The sequence below is a fragment of the Streptococcus gwangjuense genome, from assembly GCF_003627155.1.
GTDB lineage: Bacteria > Bacillota > Bacilli > Lactobacillales > Streptococcaceae > Streptococcus > Streptococcus gwangjuensis.
Window position 1 is genome coordinate 911,341 of sequence record NZ_CP032621.1, and the last position, 23,338, is coordinate 934,678.

A 23,338-nucleotide genomic window follows, 5' to 3' on the forward strand; every position below is an offset into this window, starting at 1 on the left:
TTAGTCCTCGTATAATGGGAAGGCATCTGTCAATTCTTTGACTGCACTTCTCACTTCTTCTAAGACAGCCTCATTTTCTGCATTTTTAAGGGTTTTAATGATGAGTTCAGCCACTTTGCGACTTTCTTCTTCACCAAATCCACGTGCAGTAATGGCTGCTGCTCCAATACGAATACCACTTGTTTTGAATGGGGACAAGGTTTCGTAAGGGATTGAGTTTTTATTTAGGGTAATATTGACCTCATCCAGCAAGTTTTGAGCAACTTTTCCGTTTTCTACAACCTTAGTCACATCAACAAGGAAGAGGTGGTTTTCAGTCCCACCAGAAATGATACGGAAATCAGGGTCTTGCAAGAAGACATCTGCCATAGCCTTGCTGTTTTTGATAACATTAGCAGCATATTCCTTGAAGGCTGGATCTAATACTTCTTTGAAGGAAACTGCCTTAGCAGCAACAACATGCTCCAAAGGTCCCCCCTGAATACCAGGGAAAATAGCTGAGTTGATTTTCTTAGCTAAATCTTCATCATTGGTCAAAATCAAACCACCACGAGGTCCACGAAGGGTTTTGTGGGTCGTTGTTGTAGTAATATGAGCGTATGGAACTGGACTTGGGTGAAGACCAGCCGCAACCAAACCAGCAATATGGGCCATATCGACCATGAGCTTAGCCCCAACAGCATCAGCAATTTCACGGAATTTTGAAAAGTCGATAATTTGAGAATAGGCTGAAGCACCTGCTACGATCAATTTTGGTTTTACTTCTTGAGCTTGTTTCAAGATAGCATCAAAATCCAAGAGTTCCGTTTCAGGATCTACACTATAAGAAACAAAGTTGTAGGTTTGACCTGAGAAGCTAACTGGAGCTCCGTGGGTCAAGTGTCCACCTGCTGCTAAATCCATCCCCATAACGGTATCACCTGGCTCAATCAAGGCCATGTATGCCGCACAGTTAGCTTGGCTTCCAGAGTGAGGTTGAACATTAGCAAATTTTGCACCGAAAATTTCTTTTGCGCGTTCAATAGCAAGAGTCTCTACAACGTCCACCACCTCAGTTCCACCATAATAACGGCGTCCTGGGTAGCCTTCGGCGTATTTATTCGTCAAGATAGACCCTTGAGCTGCCATAACAGCCTTGGAAACGACGTTTTCCGAAGCAATCAACTCGATATTGTTTTGTTGGCGTTCTTCTTCTTTTGCAATAGCATTCCAGAGATCAGCATCATATGCTTTAAAATCATCTTTGTCAAAAATCATAGGTCTTCTCCTTTATAATGTGACAGGTCATTTAGTTTAAGAAAATAAACTAAAGGATGCGAATAAACCGTTTCTGCATTTTATCACAAGTATAACCAACTTTTTCATAAAATGCATGAGCACCCAGACGATGATCGGCAGAATTTAAGCGGATAAACCCATAACCACGTCTTTTTGCTTCGTCTTCCAACCCTTGCAGTAAGCATTTACCGATACCTTGCCCTTGTGCTTGAGGAGAAACTGCTAAGGCTAAGATATTAAATCCTGCTTTAGAATAAAGGGATTCATAAACCACAGCGTGGACATATCCCAGCAAGACATGGCTGGCTGCATCCTCATAACCAAGAAGGAAATGATGGGAATCTTGAGATAATCTAGCTAATTGACTAGCTGTTTCCTCTGGACTAAAAGAATAACCCAAAGCCTCTTGGTTGATGTCACATATAGCTTTCACATCTGTTTCTTGTAAATCTCTTAGCATCTCATTCCTCCTCAAAAGAAATCTCTGGCAACTGAGCAAGAATATCCTCTCGCTTAATGGCCCCTTGGCGTAAGATTTTCACCTTGTCTCCAGACAAGTCCAAAATAGTTGAATCCTGTCCAGTTAGAAAAGCATCGTCTTCCAGCCCCAGAACCTCTTGGTCAAAATCCTCTAGAATCTGACTAAAGGTCACTCCACTTGCCTGACCTGAGATATTAGCAGACGGCCCAATCAAGGGACCTGTCTCTCGAATCAAATCAAGTGTGATAGGGTGACTGGGCATCCGAAATCCAACAGTTGCAAGACCAGAATTAACCCAATAGGGAACTCTGTCATTAGCTTCGAGAATAATGGTCAAGGGACCTGGTAAAAAAGTCTCTACAAGTTTTTGAAGATAGGTTGGCTGATTCTTAGAAAAGTACAAGATATCCTCTATAGAAGCAACATTTAGGTTAAGAGCTTTGTCTCTAGGACGATGTTTGAGCTGGTATACATAATCAACTGCTTTTTCGTCTAGAGCTTTAGCAAAAAGACCATAAACTGTCTCAGTAGGCAGAACAACAGCCCCACCCTTTTCCAATTCTTGTCTAATCCTGTCCATCATCAACTACAACCATCCTATCTTGACCAAATTGGTCTTTTAGTGTTCGTACTCTCTTTTCAGGAAGATGCTTCCTAAAAAGTTCAGGAACACTTTGACCTTGCTTGTATCCAATTTCAAGGTAAATCTTACCACCATCTTTGAGATAGTCTTTTGCATCTTCCGCAATTTTACGGTAAATAGCTAAACCATCCTCATCTGCAAAGAGAGCTAGGTGAGGCTCTGAATGCAAAACATTCAAACCTACCTCTGACTCATCTTCACGAGAGATATAGGGTGGATTGGATACAATTATATCATATTTTTCAGAAATTTCTGCAAAACAATCAGATTTTTTAAAAAATATATTAATTTTTTGATTTTTAGCATTTTCGCTAGCTATTTCTAAAGCCTCTTGAGAAATATCCGCTGCTGTCACTGACCAAGCCGGTCTGTTTTTTGCTAAGGCGAGAGCAATAGCTCCACTACCTGTACCTATATCCAAAATTGATAGATTCATCTCAGGATTTTCAGCCAAGATAAGCTCCACCAACTCCTCTGTCTCTGGACGAGGAATCAAAACCCGCTCATCAACTGTTAACTGCATACCAAAGAAATCTGCCTGTCCGATGATATACTGTGCCGGTTTATGAGCTACTAACTGTTGGAAAATTCCTTTTACAAATACTTCTTCCTCTTCCGTCACTTCCTGCTGAAGAGCAAAAACAAAGTCAGTAAAAGAAAGATTTTTCAGGCTACGATAGACAAAAGAGAGGCTTTCAGCTTCCTCTCCTTGTCTTATCAATTCTTCTTCAAAATCTGAAAATAATTGAGCTAATTTCATTATTTGTTTAATTCTTCTAATTTTTGTGTTTGGTCATAAAGAACCAAGGCATCCACAACTTCGTCCAATTTACCAGATAAAATCGTATCTAGTTTTTGGAGGGTTAGGCCGATACGGTGGTCTGTGACACGGTTTTGTGGGAAGTTATAAGTACGAATCCGTTCTGAACGGTCACCAGTACCGATTGTCGACTTACGCTCAGCGTCTTGTTCATCCTGAGCAATTTGTGCAAAGTGGTCAGCAACACGCGCACGGATGATTTTCATGGCCTTCTCACGGTTTTTCTGCTGGGTACGTTCTTCCTGCATCTCAACCTTGATATTGGTTGGCAAGTGAACAATACGAACGGCAGTCGCAACCTTATTGACGTTCTGTCCACCAGCACCAGAGGCGTGATAGATATCAACACGAAGATCTTTTGGATCAAGATCGTATTCAACTTCTTCCACTTCAGGCATAACAAGCACTGTCGCTGTCGAAGTATGAACACGGCCTTGACTCTCTGTTACAGGGACACGTTGCACACGGTGGGCACCTGATTCATACTTGAGTTTAGAGTATACAGATTGACCCGAAACCATAGCAACCACTTCTTTGAAACCACCAACACCGTTCATAGAAGCTTCCATAACTTCAAAGCGCCATCCTTGAGCTTCCGCATACTTTTGGTACATAGTTAAAAGGTCTCCAGCGAAAAGTGCTGCTTCATCACCACCAGCTGCTCCACGGATTTCTAGGATGATATTCTTGTCATCGTTTGGATCTTTAGGAAGGAGCAAGATTTTCAGTTTTTCTTCGTATTCTTCTTTTTCAGCCTTGGCATCTTTGAGTTCTTGCTTGGCCATTTCTTCCAAGTCAGCGTCTCCACCTGATTCCTTAATCATCTCTTCAGCATCAACGATGTTTTGCAGGACTTGTTTGTACTCACGGTAGGCTGTTACTGTATCACGAGTTGAAGCCTCTTCTTTTGAAAGCTCCATAAAACGTTTGGTGTCTGAAACGACATCAGGGTCACTGAGCAATTCTCCTAATTCTTCATAACGGTCTTCTACAGCTTGTAGTTGATCATAGATGTTCATTTTTCTTCATTCTCCTTATTGATTTCAGGTGCGAAATAATGTTTACGGCAAACCGAGATATAGGTTTCATTGCCACCAATCTGAATCTGCTCACCATCATAAACGGGCAGTCCATCCTGTGTACGCAAAACCATAGTCGCCTTTTTCTTACAATACTGACAAATGGTCTTGATTTCGTCAATCTTGTCTGCTAAGAGCAAGAGATACTTGGAACCTTCGAACAGTTCATTGCGAAAGTCATTTTTCAAACCAAAGGCCATGACGGGTATGTCTAGCTCGTCCACAACACGAGCTAGGTCGTAAACATGGTGACGTTTGAGAAACTGAGCCTCATCAACCAATACACAGTAAGGGTTTTCTGGTAGGTCTCGGATATAGCCAAAGATATCCGTCGTTTCCTCAATCGCAATGGCAGGGCGTTTCATGCCAATTCGACTCGACACATAACCAACACCGTCACGAGTATCCAGAGCCGAGGTCATAATCACAACACCTTTTCCTTGCTCCTCATAGTTATAGGCCACCTTGAGAATCTCAATCGTCTTACCAGAGTTCATGGTCCCATAACGATAATACAACTGTGCCATGTTTCTTGCTTCACGTCCATTTCTAAATTTTTGCTACATTCTAGTATATCATAATTTTCTTAAGCTTTAAACGGCAAAATGTGGTAAAATAGAAGAAATCAAAAACTAGTGGAGGAAGCTATTATGCCATTTGTACGCATCGATTTATTTGAAGGACGCACGCTCGAACAAAAGAAAGCTCTTGCTAAGGAAGTAACGGAAGCTGTTGTCCGTAATACTGGGGCCCCTCAATCAGCTGTTCATGTCATCATCAATGACATGCCAGAAGGAACTTACTTCCCTCAAGGTGAAATGCGCACCAAATAAGCTAGCTTAAGCAGAATTGCTTAGGCTTTTTCAATCTCCAAGTAGCATCCATTGAAGAAATAGTTCAAATTTGTTACAATTTGAAAAGAGACTTGGAGAATTTTCCAAGAAAAGATCTATTTATTAAAGGAAACATTATGATTACACGTGAATTTGATACCATCGCTGCTATATCTACTCCACTAGGTGAAGGAGCTATCGGTATTGTCCGCCTGAGCGGTACAGAAAGTTTTGCTATTGCACAAAAGATTTTTAAAGGAAAAGACTTGAGTCAGGTTGCTAGCCATACCCTTAACTACGGTCACATCGTTGACCCTCAGACAGGAAAAGTCATGGACGAGGTTATGGTTGGAGCTATGAAGTCTCCAAAGACCTTCACTCGTGAGGATATTATCGAGATTAACACTCACGGTGGGATTGCGGTGACCAATGAGATTCTCCAGCTAGCTATCCGTGAAGGAGCTCGGCTGGCAGAACCTGGTGAATTTACCAAACGTGCTTTTTTAAACGGTCGCGTAGATTTGACACAGGCCGAGGCAGTGATGGATATCATCCGCGCCAAGACAGACAAGGCCATGAACATTGCGGTCAAACAACTTGATGGTTCCCTTTCTGATCTTATCAATAATACCCGTCAAGAAATCCTCAATACACTTGCCCAAGTCGAGGTCAATATTGATTATCCTGAGTACGACGATGTTGAGGAAGCCACTACTGCTGTTGTCCGTGAGAAGACTATGGAATTTGAGCAATTGCTAACTAATCTCCTTAGGACAGCCCGTCGCGGCAAAATCCTCCGTGAGGGAATTTCAACAGCTATCATCGGACGCCCCAACGTTGGGAAATCAAGCCTTCTCAACAACCTCTTGCGTGAGGACAAGGCTATCGTCACAGATATTGCTGGTACAACCCGTGATGTCATTGAAGAATACGTCAACATCAATGGTGTTCCTCTCAAATTGATTGATACAGCTGGTATTCGTGAAACGGATGATATCGTTGAACAAATCGGTGTTGAGCGTTCGAAAAAAGCTCTTAAGGAAGCTGACTTGGTTCTTCTAGTGCTAAATGCCAGTGAACCACTGACCGCTCAAGATCGCAAACTCTTAGAAATCAGTCAGGATACCAACCGAATTATTCTCCTTAATAAAACCGATCTGCCTGAATCGATTGAAACAGAAGAACTACCTGAAGACGTCATCCGCATTTCAGTTCTTAAAAACCAAAACATCGATAAGATTGAAGAGAGAATCAACAACCTCTTCTTTGAAAATGCTGGTTTGGTTGAACAAGATGCTACTTACTTGTCAAATGCCCGTCACATTTCCTTGATTGAGAAGGCCGTTGAAAGCCTACAGGCTGTTAATGAAGGGCTGGAACTAGGTATGCCAGTTGACTTGCTTCAAGTTGACTTGACCCGTACTTGGGAAATTCTCGGAGAAATTACTGGAGATGCTGCTCCAGATGAACTCATCACCCAACTCTTTAGCCAATTCTGTTTAGGAAAATAAGAAATCCATGATCGTTCAATCGGTCATGGATTTTATTGTAATTATTAGTAATCTGGTCTTAAGACACCTGTTACAGTTGCCTTAGTTGCTTCGTAGTCGCCATCTACAACAACCTTGATAATGCGTTTGGCATCTTCTTCTGGTGCTGGAACAAGAGGTAGACGAGTTGGTCCAGCTTCAAATCCCATGTAGTTAAGAACCGCCTTAACAGGAGCAGGACTTGGATAAGAGAAGAGGGCATTGACTTTAGGAATAAATTTACGCTGAATAGCTGCTGCTTTCTTCATATCGCTTTCTTCAATGGCCATAAACATCTCGTGCATTTCATCCCCATTTGTATGAGAGGCAACAGAAATAACCCCATCCGCACCAAGGTTCATGGCATGGAAAGCATCTCCATCTTCACCAGTATAGACCAAGAATTCTTCTGGCTTGTGCTCAATCAAGTAAGCCATATTGGCCAAGCTGGTACATTCTTTGACACCAATAATATTTGGATGGTCAGCCAAACGAAGCATGGTTTCTGGAGTTAATTCGACAACCACACGACCTGGAATGTTATAGATAATAATTGGTAGGTCAGAAGCATCTGCAATGGCCTTAAAATGCTGATACATTCCTTCTTGAGAAGGTTTGTTGTAGTAAGGAACAATAGCAAGCCCAGCTGCGAAACCACCAAATTCTGCGACTTCTTTGACAAACTCGATAGAGTCACGCGTATCATTGGTACCCACACCCGCAATCAAAGGAACACGTCCATTAACAACCTTTTGAACTGCCGCAAAGAGTTCCAACTCTTCATCGTGGGTCAAGGTTGGACTCTCAGCAGTCGTTCCAGCTAGAAGAATACCGTCTGTATGATGGGCCAATAAATGCTCAATCAAGGCTGGAATGGCATCAAAGTTAATGGAACCATCCTCATGAAAGGGGGTAATAAAGGCTGTGATGATTTTACACTCTTTTAAATCTTGATAAGACATGAGAAACACCTCTCTATTTCAAAGAAGGAGTTCATCTGAACTCCTAAACAATATGACTATTTTAATTCAAATTTCAATTCTGCCGTTGGACGAACCAAGCCACGTTCGTGAAGCGTTTCTGCAATCTGAACTGAGTTCCAGGCAGCACCTTTGAGAAGGTTATCTGAAACAACCCACATGTGGATTCCTTTTTCTGCATCCAAGTCTTTACGGATACGACCAACAAAGGTATCACGTGAACCAACTGCATTGATGGCTTGTGGATAGATTTGATGCGCTACATCATCTTCAAGAACTGCACCTGGAAAGGCTGCGATAGCTGCTTTCACTTCTTCGATTGGGGCCACTTCTTTTGTTTCGATGTAAACAGACTCAGAGTGAGCTGACAAAACTGGAATACGAACACATGTTGCAGACACTGCGATGCTATCATCTTCCATGATTTTCTTCGTTTCCTTGGTCATCTTCATCTCTTCATAAGTGTAATCATTGTCAGTAAAGACATCGATTTGTGGAAGAGCGTTAAAGGCGATAGGATAGTGTTTCTTGTCACCACCTGAAGGCAAGATTTCCGCATGCAAATCACGTGGATTCACACCGTCATTCAAGACTTCACGAAGTTCACGTTGTGTTTCAAGAATCGCTCCCATACCAGCACCTGAAACCGCTTGGTAAGTTGAAACGATGATACGGTCCAAGCCCCATTTTTGACGAACAGGCTCAAGAGCCACCATCATTTGGATTGTTGAACAGTTAGGGCAGGCAATAATCCCGTTGTGGGCATCAAGTGCATGAGCATTGACCTCTGGAACAACCAAAGGAACATCTGGATTTTGACGGAAATAAGATGTGTTATCTACTACTACAGCTCCAGCTTGAACTGCGTATGGTGCATACTTAGCTGATGTCGAACCACCTGCTGAGAAGAGTGCAATATCAACACCCTCAAAAGCGGTCTCAGTCGTTTCTTCAATCGTAATATCTTGGTCCTTAAATTTCAAAGTCTTGCCTGCTGAACGTGCAGAAGCAAGGTAACGAATTTTATCGATTGGAAGTGTTGATTCTTCCAACATTTTTATCATCTGAGCTCCGACAGCACCTGTCGCGCCGACTACAGCAACTGTATATCCCATAAATAACCTCTTTCGGAATTTTCTAAAAATTTCTATAATAGATGTATTATACTACTTTTTCAAGAAATTGAAAAGCATTTTTGGGTTATATTTTCTGAAAATTAAAAATCCCCAGTCATTGACCAGGGACTAAGAGGCATCTCCATGTGATGAGCAGGTTCACACAACTCATCAAGGTCCGCTCCTGCGTTATGACCTCCTTATGCTCAATAGTAGTCCGAAGACTACCTATCGACTCATCGCGTCTATTATATTACTAGAAATAAGTGGGTTTGTCAATAAAAAATTTTTGCAGGATGACTTTTATTATACAAAAGTCAGAATTTTTTCTCGCGAGCATAAGAAAAAACTCTTGTGTTCAAGAGTTTCCCTGTAAATATCATGCTAATTGCCGGGATTGAACCGGCGACCTCATCCTTACCATGGATGCGCTCTGCCAACTGAGCTAAATCAGCTTACTTAAAAAGTATACTATAGTTAGAAAAACTTGTCAAGTTTCCTTAGAAATTTTCCATAAGAAAAAGCCAGGTAAGAGCTACCTAGCTTATCTTCTTCTATTTGCTTAAATCAATTCGACGACCAATTTTACCAATAATAATCGCGCCAATAATCAATGAGGCAAATTCACCAATTCCTGTTGTAAACCAAGTAAGGAAAAATGGTAATTCTGCTACAATATTTAACTCGGCAGCAATGGTAAACATGGAAATTGAAAAGAGGATTGAAAAGAAGAAATGATCTTTTCGAATCAATCCATTAAAGAGGTAATCCTTGCTATATTTTGCAAAAAGCCAAACACCTAGACTGAGAAATACTAAGGTTGAACCACCACCAACAAAGACATCTAGCAGTCCGAAGCTAAAGAAATTAGCAATCATACAACCGATAGTAACTCCGATGATGTACTTAGGATTGTAAAAAGCCATAAAGTTCATCATTTCTGAAATACGGAACTGATAAGCACCATAGCTAATGGCATTTAGGGGCGGTGTAACAGTCAAAACGACATAGATAGCAGCGACAATTGCAATATCTGCAACATCACGAATAGTTAATTTTTTCATTTTTTCTCCTTTGGCGGTTTCCCGCGTATAATATGCTTGGTGAAAGAAGCTAAGCACCAAGGGTTGCTTGAATCAACCTTACTAGTATAGCACAATAGTCTGCTTTATGCTATACTAAAAGCATGAAAAAACGCATTCAAAATCTCTTCGTGAATGAGCTCTTAGCCTATCTTTTTTTTGGAATAGCAACTACTCTTGTCTCCATTCTAGCCAGATTAGTCATTTATCAACTAACTCATAGAGAACTCCTTGCTACTGGGCTAGCAAATAGTATCGGTATCCTATTTGCTTTTATCACCAATGATACAATTGTATTTAAGCAAGCTAGGCAGGATTGGCCAAGACGTCTAGTGAAATTTACTCTAGCACGTCTTTCTACTTTTCTTTTAGACTTATTTTTAACTTTTCTCTTTGTAACTCAGTTTCCTAATATAATCGGGCAATTTGTAAATTATAATATTAATAAGGTGAATGGTATTGAAACAGTTATTGCACAATTCTTAATAATTATCCTCAATTACATTTTTAGTAAGGTATTTATTTTTAAAAAATAAGAAAAATTTTAAACATATAGCTTGCAAGAACTTCTTAATTAATATATAATTAAGTGTAAAAATTTTTTGAAAGGAAATTATGAAAATGTTAAAAGATCTTAAAGCATTTTTGCTTCGTGGTAACGTTGTTGACCTTGCTGTCGGTGTGATCATTGCCACTGCTTTTGGTGCAATCGTTACATCACTTGTTAACGATATCATCACTCCACTTATTTTGAACCCAGCCTTGGAAGCTGCGAAAGTACAAAACATCGCTGAGCTTGCTTGGAATGGTGTTACATATGGTAAATTCTTGAGTGCTGTTATCAACTTCCTAGTTATCGGTACTGTTCTCTTCTTCATTATCAAAGGTATTGAAAAAGCTCAAAGCCTTACTAAGAAAGAAGCTGCTGAGGAAGCTCCAGCTGGTCCAACTGAGTTGGAAGTACTTCAAGAAATCAAAGCTCTTCTTGAGAAAAAATAATCGATTAAAAGGATCTAGCACAAAGCTAAATCCTTTTTTCTTTACTCTTTCGGTAACTTGCCTGCTTTCTCAAGCATTTTCTTAATAAGATAAGGCATCTTAACATTTTCACGACCTTTTTTCTCAATCAATTTTTTCACAAATTCCGGCATTTGTAAATCTTGAGATTCGGCCAAGATATTTTTCGTCTCATCTGAAGGAACTAATTCATCAAAGGTTTCTTCTTCTGGGAGAAATTCCTTAAACTCTTGATGTTCATTAGCTCTGACTGTATTAACCAAGGCATCAATCAAACGAGAATCCGTATTTGGCATTGGTGGACGATGGTAGTTCACACCCAATTCCTGACATAAGTCATAACATTCCACATCGTTGTCAAACAAGACCTCAATGTGCTCACTGATAAAACTGATAGGAACAAAAATATAATGGTCTGGATGTTCTGTCTGTTCTCTGAGATACTCCAAAACATCTGGCTTAATCCATGGAATCCCGATATCACTTTCACTCTGCCAAGTGTTGGTATATTGCTCGGAACTCAAGCCTAGTTTTTCAGCGACTAGCTTGCTATTTTCAAAAATTTGGTCGATATAAGGATCACCAAAGTCCAAGGCAAAAATAGGTACACTATGGGCTGAAAAGACGACTTTAAAGCTATCTTGCTTCACTTCTTCTTTTAAAATCTTAGCAATTTCATCTGCCCAATAGTTTAAGAGCGCTTCTTCTTGATACCAGTCCTTGATAACTAAAAATTGAATTTGTTTGCTTTCTAAAAATTTCTCGTATCCCATGACAGAGTAAAAAGAATAATGGGGCTCCAAAATCAGGCAAATACACTGTTCAATGCCGTCTGCTTCCATCTGACCAATCACATCTGGAATAAAAGGTCTGGAAAACTTATTAGCAAAATAAACACTATACTCATTCCCCAACCTAGCTTCTACCAAGGCAACCTCTTCTCGAGTAATTTTTTGCAGAGGCGTCCCTCCAATTAGTACATAATTATCATAGAGAGTTTGAATCTCGTGGTCTTGAGGTCTCACTCCACGACGAATATTTGTGAAAAAATCAGCCACACCTTCAAAGGTAATCTCTTCTGGCGAACCGAAAGTCATCATTAAAATTGCTTTTTTCATAATCGCTTCCTTGTGATATTTTTATCAAGTTTATTTTATCATTTATCCATTAATAAGTAAACGCCAACATAGCGAATTTCCCAAACTTCTGTTTTTTGTTTTTCTCTCTTTTCTATGATACAATGGAAAAAATGAATTCAAAAGGAGTTTTTTATGACTTACCCCAATCTCTTGGATCGCTTCTTAACCTACGTTAAGGTCAACACGCGCTCTGATGAACACTCTACTACTACTCCAAGTACGCAGAGTCAGGTAGATTTTGCTACCAATGTCCTTATTCCTGAAATGAAACGTGTTGGATTACAAAATGTTTATTATCTACCAAATGGTTTTGCAATTGGAACCTTGCCAGCCAATGATCCATCTTTAACACGTAAGATTGGCTTTATATCTCACATGGATACTGCTGATTTTAATGCCGAAGGAGTCAATCCACAGGTAATTGAAAACTACGATGGTGGTGTGATTGAACTTGGAAATTCTGGTTTCAAACTCGATCCAGCCGACTTCAAGAGTCTTGAAAAATATCCAGGACAAACACTCATCACAACCGATGGAACAACCTTACTAGGAGCTGATGACAAGTCAGGGATTGCTGAAATTATGACTGCTATTGAATATCTGACTGCCCATCCTGAAATCAAACACTGTGAGATTCGTGTTGGTTTTGGTCCAGATGAGGAAATCGGTGTTGGTGCTAATAAATTTGATGCAGAAGATTTTGATGTTGATTTTGCCTATACTGTAGATGGCGGACCTCTCGGAGAACTTCAGTACGAGACTTTCTCAGCAGCTGGGGCTGAATTGCATTTCCAAGGACGCAATGTCCACCCTGGTACCGCCAAAGATCAGATGGTCAATGCCCTTCAGCTAGCAATTGATTTTCATAATCAACTTCCAGAGAATGACCGACCTGAGTTAACAGAAGGTTACCAAGGCTTCTACCACCTAATGGATGTGACAGGTAGTGTCGAAGAGGCGCGTGCAAGCTACATCATTCGTGATTTTGAAAAAGATGCCTTTGAAGCTCGTAAAGCAGCTATGCAGTCTATCACTGATAAGATGAATCAAGAACTTGGTAGCGACCGTGTCACTCTAAACTTGACAGACCAGTACTACAATATGAAAGAAGTCATTGAAAAAGATATGACTCCAATTACCATTGCTAAAGCCGTTATGGAAGATTTAGGTATCACTCCTATAATCGAACCAATCCGTGGAGGGACAGACGGCTCTAAAATTTCCTTTATGGGAATCCCTACTCCCAATATCTTTGCGGGTGGTGAAAATATGCACGGACGTTTTGAATACGTCAGCCTTCAGACTATGGAACGTGCAGTTGATACCATCATTGGTATCGTAGCTTATAGAGACTAAAAAAGACGAGGTAGCTCAGCTACCTCGCCTTTCTTTTTATTCTGCTGGTTTTTCTTGATTTCCAGTACTTGTTGTAGATTCTGTTGTTTCCTTTTCTGAAGTTGATTCATCTGGTTTAGAATCTGTTGCCTTGCTCGGTTTGTTTTCGTCGATGGCAGTTTCACTGTTAGATTCTGTAGTTGAGTTAGGTTGGTTTTCAGCACTTGTCTTATCACCATTTGATTCAGCATTTGTTGATGGAGTTGTTTCTTCACTTGCACTTGATTTTGACTTGATTTCTTGATTCAAGACCAGTATAGCTTTTGTCAATTCAAGTAAAGCGGCTTTATCCTTACTCTTAGCAGAAAGTTGATCTAGTAATGCATCCACCTTATCAAAGTCGGCATCAGAACCCCTATTGTTTTCTAAGTATGCGTGAAGTGACATGAGGATATCGTAAAGTTTTTGATAGAGTACAAGTGTCTGAGGATCTTGCTCTGCATTTTCCTTCTCTTGTTGAAGGGCGCTAGCGATACGAGTCAAGACATCTTTTACCTGGCTGTTTACTTCATCCAAGTCTGCATCAACCTTGTTTGTAGCAGCTTTGAGATTTTCTACTTCTTCTGCCAAGGATTGTCTGATTCCTTCTTCTTGGATTTGTTCCAAGAGTTGAGTTGCCTTGCTCAAAAGACTTTCTACTTGCTCCTTGCTGACATGATTGACATGCTCTTCAGGCATAAAGTCTCCGTACAATTCTTTCAAGAAGCCATAAATAGCTGTCTTAGCAGTTTGGTTATCTACTTTTTCAGTATCTAGAACTGTCTTAGTCGATTTAGCAGTAGTTGGTTGAGCTTTCAAAGCTTCTTCCACTTCTTGTTTTGCCTGATAGATGCTTGGGAATAATTTGTTCAATTCTGCTGCCTTAAGGAAAGATTGAGATTGATACAAGGTCCAAGTCAACTGAGCCACTTTATTACGAAGTTCATCATTTAAACGACCGTCATTTACGTGTTCGTAGAAATACTTGATGTATTCTACAGTTGTAACACCTGTTCGATCATTAAAATCTTGAAGAGCTTGAAGTTGTGATTCAACCGCTGCTAAAGCAGCCTCATCTTTTGCCAATTTAGCTTCTTGAAGTCGAACAAGAAGGTCTTTCTTAGGAAGTCCATAAGAGTCTGTATCCAGTGTATTTATTTTATCAATCAAGGCTTGATATTTCTTATCTAAAGCACTTGTTTCAGTAGGTTTAACACTTTCATCAATATGGATATATTGCTTATCAAAGAGATCAAGTGTCGCAAGATAACCTGCTGTAGAGTTAGTTGCCAGTTTCTTCATGTTCTCAGTAAACTGACCTAAGGCTAACTCAATCTGTCTTTGTTCGATAGGCTTGTCTTTGTAGATGCTTCTGCTATCAGCTAGAAGTTGATCTACTTTTGCCAAAACTGCCTTTTCATCAAAAGCTCCAGGTTGGTAGTTAGATTGAAGAGCTGGAATTTTATTTTTCAAAGCCACTTCATAGCCCTTAGTTTGCACCTTGATGTAGTGATTGTGGTCGCCATGAGGAATCACAAAACTACCATTTTCTACCTGTAAACTATAAGGAGACACACCATCTCGCAAAGCAGTGGTATAGAGTTCATTTAGGAAATCAAGTTCTGGATTGCCAGTTTGTAGCGGAAGACGCACATGTTCCTTACGAACAGCATATGGATGGATATGAGTTGGATCGTAGGCTTGGTCTGGATTTCCAAAGACAAAGAATCCGTTTGAAATTCTAATCGCTTCAAGTGGAACTCCGTATGTTTTAGAAATATAAGCAATCTTTTCTTCATCGCTAGCATCTCTTGAGAAAGACTCTACCGTTTTAGCAAGAGGTTTTACAGGCTCCGCATCATGATGTGTTTTCAAATGATCCTGAGCTGCCTTAATTTGCTCTGCTGTCAAATCTTTCTTGAAGAAGTAATGATTGTGGTCACCATGACTCATGACAAAGCCTTGTTCATCCTCACTGATGACACGATTAGCATCAAAACCGTGATCATGGTCTTTATCATGTTTGTGGCCATGATTATCGTTATCGTGTTCATCATCATGGGCTGGGCTTGGTGTTACTGTCGTTTTACCTCTCAAATGATCCTGCGCGGCCTTAATTTGGTCAGCTGTCAAATCTTTCTTGAAGAAGTAATGATTATGGTCTCCGTGACTCATGACAAAGCCTGCCGCATCTTCACTGATGACACGATTAGCATCAAAACCGTGATCATGGTCTTCATCATGTTTGTGGCCATGATTATCGTTATCGTGTTCATCATCATGGGCTGGGCTTGGTGTTACTGTCGTTTTACCTCTCAAATGATCCTGCGCGGCCTTAATTTGGTCTGCTGTCAAATCTTTCTTAAAGAAATAATGATTGTGATCACCATGGGTCATGATAAAGCCTTGATCATCCTCACTGATGACACGATTGGCATCAAAACCATGATCATGGTCTTCATCATGATGAGCGTCATGTCCATGTTCTTCATGCTTAGGGGCCTGACTTCCATGGTCACCGTCTTGCTCATGATGATGGTTTTGCTGAGTAGGTTTTTCTGCTGGTTTGCTTGGATTCTCCAATGGTGTTGGTTTCACACTGTCACTAGTTAGAGGAATCATTCTCGCAATCTTTTCTTCTAATGCAGAAAGCTTTGCATAGGGAATGAAATGATAGTGATTTCCATGAGGAATCGCTACACCACTCGGTGTCCTGCTTAAAATCTTAGCAGGATCAAAAGTCAAACCATCCGATTCAGCATATCGTTGAGTACTTGGAAGAGCATAGAGCTGCTGTAATAGACTTTGAAGACTCTCGGCTTTATTACTTGGTATTTCAGCCTGTTGAATAGGCTTGGTAGTTTGACCAGTCCCATTTGTACTTGGACGATAGTCAGTCACACTCGCTTGTTTTCTAGTTCCAGAGAGATAGGCTTGTGCTGCAGCCAATTCACTAGCAGACAAGGAACTCTTTGGAATGTAGTGGTAATGTCCTCCGTGAGGGACGATATAAGCATCACCAGTATCCTCTATAATATCAGATGCATTAAAGATGTAGCCATCATCAGTAGTATAGCGACCTTGAGATTGAGCAAGCGCCACTGCACTATTAGATGTTGGTGCATCGTGAGTATGACCTTGTTTTTGGCGTTCAATTTCGTCCTTCGAACGAACGTTATCCGCATGTGCCACATCCTTAAGGTAAACATAATACTTACCATCTACCTTGATAATGTAACCACCTTTGACTTCGTTGACAATATCAGCGTCTTTCAATTGATAATTGGCATCTTTCATCAAAAGTTCTTCACTGAAAATCGCATCAAAAGGAACTTTCCCATTATAATAATGGAAATGATCACCGTGTGAAGTCACATAACCTTGATCGGTGATTTTCACAACAATTTGTTCAGCCTGGATATCTTCTTTTTTGCTAACTTGCTCTGGTGTTTGTGTCTCTGTTTTTTGAGTGTCTTGTTTCCCATCGACATAAGATACACGATTCGTATCTTTATTCTCTCCTGTCTGATGTTGATTCAATGCATAAATACAAAGACTTAAAGAAAGGACAACAGCTGCACCAGCAGCAAGTTTCTTCTTATTTATTTTCATTCTTTCCTCATTTCAATTCTTCTGCTAAAATACTCATATTGTCTTCTAGGTTTTCTAGATAAGTTTTGTCATTTTGTGGGTCTGCCTCTAAAGGATTCAGAGTTTTAAGACCCACACCTGTTGATTTGACAAGAGTTTCAGCTACTTTTGAAGAAGCATTACTTTCTGTAAAAATCGTCTTAACCTTATAGGTTTTAACAAATTCCTGAATTTCTGTTAGTTGTCTTGGACTTGGTTCTTGTTCTGGAGAGATACCTGCAATACCAAGTTGATTGAGTCCAAATCGCTTAGCCAGATAAGAAAAGGCTGTATGTTGTGTTACAAATGTTTTCTGACTCGCTTTTTCAAATTTAGGTTGGAATTTCTTAGTCAATTCTTGAGCTTTTTTGATAAAGGCTTGTGCATTTTTCTGGTAAGTTTCTTTATGCTCACTATCAACCTCTGAAAGTTTATCAGCTATAATCTGAGCTTCTTCGCCAGCTTTTTCAGGATCTAGCCAAGTATGAGGGTCATAAAGCGTTTTTTCATCAACTCCCTCACCTGCTTCCACATCTTCTAGACCAGGGACACGATCCAATGTCATTCCTTCAGAAGCCTCTAAAACCTTAACTTTGGATTTTTTTAGATTGGGATCCAGACTTCCTGCCCAAGATTCGAGCGTATGAGAATGGTAGACAAAGACATCTGCATCATAGATGGCTGCAATATCATTTGCTGAAGGTTCAAAGGAGTGAATTCCGCTACTTGACTGAATCATTCGAACATCATTCAAGTCACCAGATACTTCCTTGACCATGGCATAGATAGGATAAAAACTGGTCACGATTTTCATCCCTTTACCTGACTGGCTTTCCTTTTGACCACAAGCAGCTAATACCAGAGCCAATACACTGGTCATCAATACTAAAATCGTCCTCTTTTTCACTATAACTCCTTAACTAGTGTTTAACCATTTAATTAACTAGTAAATAGTTTATCTTTATTTAGAGAATATGTCAAGAATTTTTACACAATTTCATAAAAAAGAGAACAGAATCCATATTCTGCTCCCTTTTTATCTTCTATAATAGTTGTATAGTCACTTACTCTCCTTTAACAAGACTAATAGCTTTTCAGCTTCTGCCATAATAGTATTGTTGTCCTGAGAACCAAATAACAGGTTATTTTTTAATCCTGTGAGAGTTTCGTTGGCATTTGACTTAAGAATTGGATCCTGAATCTTTTTAAGTAACTCTTCCGCCTCTCTCAGTTTTTCTTCAACCTTTTCAGTTTCAACCTGAGGTCCCTCTGGTTCCGATGGTAATTCTTCTTCTGATTCCTCTGATTCTTTTGGTTTTGGAGATTCTGCTTTCTCATTTTTCGGTTTTTCTTCGCGAGGTTTTTCCTCCTCAATTTTTTCTGTCTGAGGCTTCTCCTCTGTTGGTTTCTCTGTTTGATTGTTATCAGCTTGACTATTGTGGTTTCTTTGAACATGGTCGCTCGCATTGCCCCAACCACTATCTGAATGCGGACGTTCGTTTGGATGTTCAACATAATACTTCACAGTCTCAAATAGCTCTTCTAAAGTATACCCCTTAGGTGCCTCATAAAGTCCTTCGTCAAACCACTCAAATTTGATGTTATGGTAATGGTCATAATGAGGTATAATCAGACTTCCATTTTTAACTTCCACAGTATGTTGGAGATTGTAAGGCATACGGTCAAGTGGTACCTTCTTAACTGCTTTTACTCGATTGTAAATCGCTTCTGCTCCCTTAGCCTCAGTATTTCCTGAACTTTGATGATTTGTTGAAGGAGGCGTCAAACCTTTCTCTTTAGCATAAGCTTGCCCTGCTGCTCTTTCAGCTTCAGACAAACTATCTTTCTTAATCCAATGACTGTGGCTCATATGCGGAGTTACATAGGCATCCCCCTCATCACTGGTGATATCACGGGGGTCAAAGATATAGCCATCTTCTGTTGTATACTTGCCTGCCAACTTGGCTACTTGAATCTCATCATCTGTGTAAGCTATTTGTGCATTTGGTTTTCCTAAACGTTCTGGATGACGAATCGGCGCTAGAAAAGCAAGGATATCATCAACTAACTTGACTTTATCACTTGACTCATCGTTGAGACGTTCCAATAGTCTATCCAAAGTGTCAAAATCAGCTTGGCGCCCTTTATTGGAAATCAAATCTTGATGAACTGTTGCTAGTAAATCATAAACTTTGTTGTAAAATTTTTGATCACCAGATGCAAGATTGGTTTTCTTAGCTCCTAACTCATGAGACAAACTCTCTTGTTTGGCAAGTTTATCATCAATGGCTGCAACAGTTTCTGCTGAAAGTTCCTTGGCAGAAATATAACGCGAAATTCCATTCTCTTCGAAGACATAACCATCAACCACCTTTCGAATCACCTGTTTTACCAATTTTCCATCAATTGGATTGCTTGGAGTTGGTTTAGGATTTGGTACAGGTTGTGGACTTGGTATTGGGGTAGGCTCTGGAGCAGGAATTGGATTTGGAAGGATTGGAGTCGGAATTGGTTTTAATTCTTTACCACCTGCAGTAGTATGATTTCCTTGATAATTTTCAGAAATCATTCTTGCAATCTTCTGCTCTAAGTCAGACATTTGAGAATAAGGGATAAAGTGATAATGATCTCCGTGCGGCACTGCAACACCATTCGCAGTTTTTCTTGTAATCTGCGCTGGATCAAAAACAAGCCCATCTGATTCCACATGTCGTTGACTAAGCGGCAAGGCATAAAGCTGTTTCAGGAGACTAGATACGTCTTCACTCGAACTAGCTTGATAACTATTATCTACTTGTGGGCTAACACTTGGAGCCCATCTTCTGGTATTTGCTTCAACATTGCTTTGATTAGTTTGTCTATATGAACTACTATTCGATGTCTCTGATGCGCTACTGCTAGAAGAATTTGTTGAAGGACGATACCCAACTGAGCTTGGGTGTTTACCTTTCCCAGATAGAAAGGCTCGAGCTGCAGCCAGTTCACTGGCAGACAAGTCACTCTTAGGAATATAGTGGAAATGATTGCCATGAGGAACGATATAGGCATCACCTGTATCTTCTATAATATCAGACGCATTGAAGATATAACCATCATCCGTTGTATAACGACCCTGAGCTCTAGCAGCGACTACCGCATTATCGTTAGAAACTCCTCCATGATTACTACTGTGTTCCTGCTTCTGACGAGTGATTTCTTCTTTTGAGCGAACATTATCAGCATGCGCTGCATCCTTTAGATAGACATAATACTTACCATCTACCTTAATCACATAGCCACCCTTGATTTCATTGACAATGTCTGAATCCTTCAACTGATAATTTGGATCCTTCATCAGCAGTTCTTCACTGATAATAGCATCATAAGGAACCTTGCCATTATAGTAATGATAATGGTCTCCATGAGAAGTCACATAACCTTGATCCGTAATCTTGATAACGATTTGCTCGGCATTTATACCTTCTTTTTTACTGACTTCATCAGGTGTCAAAGTCTCTGCCTTTTGGCTTGGTTGGTTGCCATCGATATATGAAACACGATTATTTTCTTTTACAGTTTGGGCTTGATGCAAACCTAGTTCATAAGCACATACACTTAAAACAAGTGCTACTGCTGACCCAGCTAGATATTTTTTATTGATTTTCATTCTTTCCTCTTTTCTTAACTCTATTTGATTCACTATAAAATAATAAACCAGTTAATTAACTAGTTAATAGTTTACTCTTTTTAGTACTGCTTGTCAAGAATTTTTCGTATATACACAATAAAAATGAAAGCCTCTTTATCGAGACTCCCATTTTTCATTAATTTGTTTTTTCCTTACTTACAGGCGAAGGATTACTACCTTTTAACAACGCAAGTAATTTTTCTGCTTCTGCCATGATACCATTATTATCCATGGTTTGGAGACTCAAATTATTTCGTAAACCAGCTAGGGTTTCTGTCGCATTTCCTTTCAGACTAGCATCCGTTACTTTCGCAAGCAAAGCTTCTGCTTCTTTGAGCTTGGCTTCTACTTTTTCAGTCTCTACTTGAGGAACTTCTGGCTCAGCAGGTGTTTCCTCTACTGGTTCTTCATCCGCTTTGAAGTTCTTTTTGGGATCTTCACTGTGGTCTTTCTTACCTAAGACATGGTCGCTGGCATTTCCCCATCCGTCATTAGAATGTGGACGTTCATCAGGATGTTCAACATAGTACTTAATCGTCGCAAATAAGTCTTCCAGAGTATAACCATTTGGAGCTTTGTATGAGTGATCATCAAACCAAGCAAATTTAATGTTATGGTAATGATCCTTGTGAGGAATAATTAAATTACCATTTTTAATCTCAACTGTATGCTCAACCATGTATGGAAGTCGAACGAGTGGAATTCGTTTCTCACCTTTCACACGATTGTAAATGGCCGCTGCACTATCTCCAGTTGGATTTGCTTGAGCATCTGCGTCTGCTGACGGAGGTAGGATGCCTTTTTCTTTAGTATAAGATTGAGCCGCAGCTTTTTCCTTATCAGAAAGGCTGTCTTTTCCAATCCAGTGACTATGTCCCATATGAGGCGTTACATAGGCATCTCCTTCATCACTGATAATATCATGTTCGTCAAAAATGTAACCATCTGAAGTTGTATACTTATCAGCTAATTGAGCAATGCGGACTTCATTTTCGGTATACTCAATCTGAGAATTTGGTTTGCCAAGTCGCTCTGGATGAGTAATTGGTGCTAGGAATGCCAATAAATCATCTACCAATTTTCCTTTATTAGAAGATTCATCATTCAAGCGTTCTGCTAATTTGTCTAAGGCTTGGAAATCAGAAGTACGACCCTTATTTTCAGATAAAGCTTTATGAGCCTCGGCCAACAGATTATATGTTTTATCATAAAATTCTTGGTCACGAGGAGCAACTTTTTCTTTTTTAGCAGTTAAAGCGTGTGAAACACTCTCTTGTTTTGATAACTTGCTTTCCAGATTTTTAACAGTGTCAGATGGTAAATCTTTCGCAAAGACATAACGAGAGATGCCCTTTTCTTCGAATACATACCCTTCCCCAACTTTTCGTACCAGCTGACTAACCAAAGAAGAATTTGAGTCTATTTTAGGATTTGGAGTAGGAGCCGGCTTTACAATAGGTTTCAAAGGTTTTAAGGTAAGAGCTGGCAAAACAGGAGATGGAATTAAATTTGGAAGACTTGGATTCGGAATTGGTTTTAATTCTTTGCCACCTGCAGTAGTATGATTTCCTTGATAATTTTCAGAAATCATTCTCGCAATCTTCTGCTCTAAATCAGACATTTGAGAATAAGGAATAAAGTGATAATGATCTCCGTGTGGCACTGCAACACCATTCGCAGTTTTTCTTGTAATCTGCGCCGGATCAAAGACAAGTCCATCTGATTCCACATGTCGTTGACTGAGTGGCAAGGCATAAAGTTGTTTCAAGAGACTAGATACGTCTTCACTCGGACTAGCTTGATAGCTATTATCCACTTGTGGGCTAACACTTGGAGTCCATCTTCTAGTATTTGCTTCAACATTGCTTTGATTCATTTGTCCATATGAACTACTATTTGATGCCTCTGATGAGCTGCTAGAAGAATTTGTTGAAGGACGATACCCAACTGAGCTTGGTTGATTACCTTTTCCAGATAGGAAGGCTCGAGCTGCAGCTAATTCACTGGCAGACAAGTCACTCTTAGGAATATAGTGGAAATGATTGCCATGAGGAACGATATAGGCATCACCCGTGTCCTCAATGATATCAGAGGCATTAAAGATATAACCATCATCCGTTGTATAGCGGCCCTGAGCTCTAGCAGCTACTACCGCTTTATCGCTAGAACCACCTCCGTGATTACTACCGTGTTCCTGCTTCTGACGAGTGATTTCTTCTTTTGATCGAACATTATCAGCGTGGGCTGCATCCTTTAGATAGACATAATACTTACCATCTACCTTAATCACATAGCCACCCTTGATTTCATTGACAATGTCTGAATCCTTCAACTGATAATTTGGATCTTTCATCAGAAGTTCTTCACTGATGATAGCATCATAAGGAACCTTGCCATTATAGTAGTGATAATGGTCTCCATGAGAAGTCACATAACCTTGGTCCGTAATCTTGATAACAATTTGCTCAGCATTTATACCTTCTTTTTTACTGACTTCATCAGGTGTCAAAGTCTCTGCCTTTTGGCTTGGTTGGTTACCATCAATGTATGAAACACGATTATTTTCTTTTACAGTTTGGGCTTGATGCAAACCTAGTTCATAAGCACAGACACTTAAAACAAGTGCAGCTGCTGACCCAGCTAGATATTTTTTATTGATTTTCATAATCTC

General features: G+C 39.9%; 19 protein-coding genes, 1 tRNA gene and 1 riboswitch. Of the genes, 5 read left to right on the forward strand and 15 right to left on the reverse strand.

Annotated elements, in window-relative coordinates:
• From glyA to D7D53_RS04570, 6 genes are read right to left on the reverse strand one after another with little or no spacing between them, the layout of a single operon-like run.
• Nucleotides 1–1,257 carry a serine hydroxymethyltransferase gene (gene glyA / locus D7D53_RS04545; protein ID WP_120770269.1) on the reverse strand — a complete coding sequence of 419 codons (1,257 nt, stop codon included), beginning with the start codon at nucleotides 1,255–1,257 and terminating at the stop codon, nucleotides 1–3.
• Nucleotides 1,258–1,306: 49 nt separating this feature from the next.
• The gene (locus D7D53_RS04550; RefSeq protein ID WP_061864145.1) at nucleotides 1,307–1,738 is read right to left on the reverse strand and encodes a GNAT family N-acetyltransferase; all 432 of its coding nucleotides are present in this window, start codon (nucleotides 1,736–1,738) and stop codon (nucleotides 1,307–1,309) included.
• 1 nt (nucleotide 1,739) lies between these two features.
• Nucleotides 1,740–2,342: an L-threonylcarbamoyladenylate synthase gene (locus D7D53_RS04555; protein WP_061864146.1), complete on the reverse strand. Its 603-nt coding sequence runs from the start codon at nucleotides 2,340–2,342 to the stop codon at nucleotides 1,740–1,742.
• Nucleotides 2,326–3,162, reverse strand: coding sequence for a peptide chain release factor N(5)-glutamine methyltransferase (gene prmC, locus D7D53_RS04560; protein WP_061864147.1), 837 nt, complete (start codon nucleotides 3,160–3,162; stop codon nucleotides 2,326–2,328). The genes D7D53_RS04555 and prmC overlap by 17 nt, the downstream gene beginning before the upstream one ends.
• Nucleotides 3,162–4,241, reverse strand: a complete 1,080-nt coding sequence (prfA, locus tag D7D53_RS04565; protein WP_061864148.1) for a peptide chain release factor 1 — start codon at nucleotides 4,239–4,241, stop codon at nucleotides 3,162–3,164. The genes prmC and prfA overlap by 1 nt, the downstream gene beginning before the upstream one ends.
• Entirely contained in the window at nucleotides 4,238–4,828 is a 591-nt protein-coding gene (locus tag D7D53_RS04570; protein ID WP_061864149.1) for a thymidine kinase, read from the reverse strand. Before D7D53_RS04570 ends, prfA begins: the two co-directional genes overlap by 4 nt.
• A gap of 123 nt (nucleotides 4,829–4,951) precedes the next feature.
• On the opposite strand from D7D53_RS04570, the gene D7D53_RS04575 reads away from it, so the two are divergent.
• Together D7D53_RS04575 and mnmE are read left to right on the forward strand one after the other, a co-directional pair.
• Nucleotides 4,952–5,134, forward strand: a complete 183-nt coding sequence (locus D7D53_RS04575; RefSeq protein WP_001117401.1) for a 4-oxalocrotonate tautomerase — start codon at nucleotides 4,952–4,954, stop codon at nucleotides 5,132–5,134.
• A 137-nt stretch (nucleotides 5,135–5,271) separates the two neighbouring features.
• Nucleotides 5,272–6,645 carry a tRNA uridine-5-carboxymethylaminomethyl(34) synthesis GTPase MnmE gene (mnmE, locus tag D7D53_RS04580; protein ID WP_120770270.1) on the forward strand — a complete coding sequence of 458 codons (1,374 nt, stop codon included), beginning with the start codon at nucleotides 5,272–5,274 and terminating at the stop codon, nucleotides 6,643–6,645.
• Nucleotides 6,646–6,689: 44 nt separating this feature from the next.
• Here the strand turns inward: mnmE and dapA are convergent, their stop codons facing one another.
• The 4 genes from dapA to D7D53_RS04600 form a co-directional block, all read right to left on the reverse strand.
• Nucleotides 6,690–7,625 (reverse strand): 4-hydroxy-tetrahydrodipicolinate synthase, encoded by a 936-nt coding sequence (gene dapA / locus D7D53_RS04585; protein WP_070842327.1) that lies wholly within the window; start codon nucleotides 7,623–7,625, stop codon nucleotides 6,690–6,692.
• Between the two features lie 56 nt (nucleotides 7,626–7,681).
• Nucleotides 7,682–8,758, reverse strand: coding sequence for an aspartate-semialdehyde dehydrogenase (locus D7D53_RS04590; RefSeq protein WP_000542494.1), 1,077 nt, complete (start codon nucleotides 8,756–8,758; stop codon nucleotides 7,682–7,684).
• 382 nt (nucleotides 8,759–9,140) lie between these two features.
• A tRNA-Thr gene (locus tag D7D53_RS04595) sits at nucleotides 9,141–9,213 on the reverse strand.
• Nucleotides 9,214–9,312: 99 nt separating this feature from the next.
• Nucleotides 9,313–9,822 carry a QueT transporter family protein gene (locus tag D7D53_RS04600; RefSeq protein WP_000737071.1) on the reverse strand — a complete coding sequence of 170 codons (510 nt, stop codon included), beginning with the start codon at nucleotides 9,820–9,822 and terminating at the stop codon, nucleotides 9,313–9,315.
• Nucleotides 9,820–9,916: riboswitch (PreQ1 riboswitch) on the reverse strand. It overlaps the preceding gene by 3 nt.
• 28 nt (nucleotides 9,917–9,944) lie before the next feature.
• Between D7D53_RS04600 and D7D53_RS04605 the strand changes: the two genes are divergently transcribed.
• Both D7D53_RS04605 and mscL read left to right on the forward strand, forming a co-directional pair.
• On the forward strand, nucleotides 9,945–10,376 hold the full coding sequence (locus tag D7D53_RS04605) for a GtrA family protein (RefSeq protein ID WP_120770271.1): 432 nt from the start codon (nucleotides 9,945–9,947) through the stop codon (nucleotides 10,374–10,376).
• A gap of 85 nt (nucleotides 10,377–10,461) precedes the next feature.
• Nucleotides 10,462–10,839, forward strand: coding sequence for a large conductance mechanosensitive channel protein MscL (mscL, locus tag D7D53_RS04610; protein ID WP_061864154.1), 378 nt, complete (start codon nucleotides 10,462–10,464; stop codon nucleotides 10,837–10,839).
• Nucleotides 10,840–10,880: 41 nt separating this feature from the next.
• On the opposite strand, the gene hemH is transcribed toward mscL, so the two are convergent.
• On the reverse strand, nucleotides 10,881–11,975 hold the full coding sequence (hemH, locus tag D7D53_RS04615) for a ferrochelatase (protein ID WP_120770272.1): 1,095 nt from the start codon (nucleotides 11,973–11,975) through the stop codon (nucleotides 10,881–10,883).
• 153 nt (nucleotides 11,976–12,128) lie between these two features.
• Here hemH and pepT point away from each other — a divergent pair, with 153 nt between their 5' ends.
• The gene (gene pepT, locus D7D53_RS04620; protein WP_120770273.1) at nucleotides 12,129–13,352 is read left to right on the forward strand and encodes a peptidase T; all 1,224 of its coding nucleotides are present in this window, start codon (nucleotides 12,129–12,131) and stop codon (nucleotides 13,350–13,352) included.
• A gap of 36 nt (nucleotides 13,353–13,388) precedes the next feature.
• Here pepT and D7D53_RS04625 read toward each other — a convergent pair whose 3' ends face one another.
• From D7D53_RS04625 to D7D53_RS04640, 4 genes are all read right to left on the reverse strand, one after another.
• Complete coding sequence (locus tag D7D53_RS04625; protein ID WP_120770274.1) at nucleotides 13,389–16,982, reverse strand: pneumococcal-type histidine triad protein; 3,594 nt, start codon at nucleotides 16,980–16,982, stop codon at nucleotides 13,389–13,391.
• A 7-nt stretch (nucleotides 16,983–16,989) separates the two neighbouring features.
• On the reverse strand, nucleotides 16,990–17,880 hold the full coding sequence (adcAII, locus tag D7D53_RS04630) for a zinc-binding lipoprotein AdcAII (protein ID WP_419965913.1): 891 nt from the start codon (nucleotides 17,878–17,880) through the stop codon (nucleotides 16,990–16,992).
• 180 nt (nucleotides 17,881–18,060) lie between these two features.
• Nucleotides 18,061–20,646: a pneumococcal-type histidine triad protein gene (locus tag D7D53_RS04635; protein WP_120770276.1), complete on the reverse strand. Its 2,586-nt coding sequence runs from the start codon at nucleotides 20,644–20,646 to the stop codon at nucleotides 18,061–18,063.
• Between the two features lie 157 nt (nucleotides 20,647–20,803).
• Nucleotides 20,804–23,332 carry a pneumococcal-type histidine triad protein gene (locus D7D53_RS04640; protein WP_120770277.1) on the reverse strand — a complete coding sequence of 843 codons (2,529 nt, stop codon included), beginning with the start codon at nucleotides 23,330–23,332 and terminating at the stop codon, nucleotides 20,804–20,806.
• Nucleotides 23,333–23,338 lie beyond the last annotated feature (6 nt).

What these genes read in the sequence shown, in the direction of transcription:
- glyA (WP_120770269.1), bottom strand. Translation starts at nt 1,257, where the DNA reads ATGATTTTTGACAAAGATGATTTTAAAGCATATGATGCTGATCTCTGG.
- D7D53_RS04550 (WP_061864145.1), bottom strand. Translation starts at nt 1,738, where the DNA reads ATGCTAAGAGATTTACAAGAAACAGATGTGAAAGCTATATGTGACATC.
- D7D53_RS04555 (WP_061864146.1), bottom strand. Translation starts at nt 2,342, where the DNA reads ATGATGGACAGGATTAGACAAGAATTGGAAAAGGGTGGGGCTGTTGTT.
- prmC (WP_061864147.1), bottom strand. Translation starts at nt 3,162, where the DNA reads ATGAAATTAGCTCAATTATTTTCAGATTTTGAAGAAGAATTGATAAGA.
- prfA (WP_061864148.1), bottom strand. Translation starts at nt 4,241, where the DNA reads ATGAACATCTATGATCAACTACAAGCTGTAGAAGACCGTTATGAAGAA.
- D7D53_RS04570 (WP_061864149.1), bottom strand. Translation starts at nt 4,828, where the DNA reads ATGGCACAGTTGTATTATCGTTATGGGACCATGAACTCTGGTAAGACG.
- D7D53_RS04575 (WP_001117401.1), top strand. Translation starts at nt 4,952, where the DNA reads ATGCCATTTGTACGCATCGATTTATTTGAAGGACGCACGCTCGAACAA.
- mnmE (WP_120770270.1), top strand. Translation starts at nt 5,272, where the DNA reads ATGATTACACGTGAATTTGATACCATCGCTGCTATATCTACTCCACTA.
- dapA (WP_070842327.1), bottom strand. Translation starts at nt 7,625, where the DNA reads ATGTCTTATCAAGATTTAAAAGAGTGTAAAATCATCACAGCCTTTATT.
- D7D53_RS04590 (WP_000542494.1), bottom strand. Translation starts at nt 8,758, where the DNA reads ATGGGATATACAGTTGCTGTAGTCGGCGCGACAGGTGCTGTCGGAGCT.
- D7D53_RS04600 (WP_000737071.1), bottom strand. Translation starts at nt 9,822, where the DNA reads ATGAAAAAATTAACTATTCGTGATGTTGCAGATATTGCAATTGTCGCT.
- D7D53_RS04605 (WP_120770271.1), top strand. Translation starts at nt 9,945, where the DNA reads ATGAAAAAACGCATTCAAAATCTCTTCGTGAATGAGCTCTTAGCCTAT.
- mscL (WP_061864154.1), top strand. Translation starts at nt 10,462, where the DNA reads ATGTTAAAAGATCTTAAAGCATTTTTGCTTCGTGGTAACGTTGTTGAC.
- hemH (WP_120770272.1), bottom strand. Translation starts at nt 11,975, where the DNA reads ATGAAAAAAGCAATTTTAATGATGACTTTCGGTTCGCCAGAAGAGATT.
- pepT (WP_120770273.1), top strand. Translation starts at nt 12,129, where the DNA reads ATGACTTACCCCAATCTCTTGGATCGCTTCTTAACCTACGTTAAGGTC.
- D7D53_RS04625 (WP_120770274.1), bottom strand. Translation starts at nt 16,982, where the DNA reads ATGAAAATAAATAAGAAGAAACTTGCTGCTGGTGCAGCTGTTGTCCTT.
- adcAII (WP_419965913.1), bottom strand. Translation starts at nt 17,880, where the DNA reads ATGACCAGTGTATTGGCTCTGGTATTAGCTGCTTGTGGTCAAAAGGAA.
- D7D53_RS04635 (WP_120770276.1), bottom strand. Translation starts at nt 20,646, where the DNA reads ATGAAAATCAATAAAAAATATCTAGCTGGGTCAGCAGTAGCACTTGTT.
- D7D53_RS04640 (WP_120770277.1), bottom strand. Translation starts at nt 23,332, where the DNA reads ATGAAAATCAATAAAAAATATCTAGCTGGGTCAGCAGCTGCACTTGTT.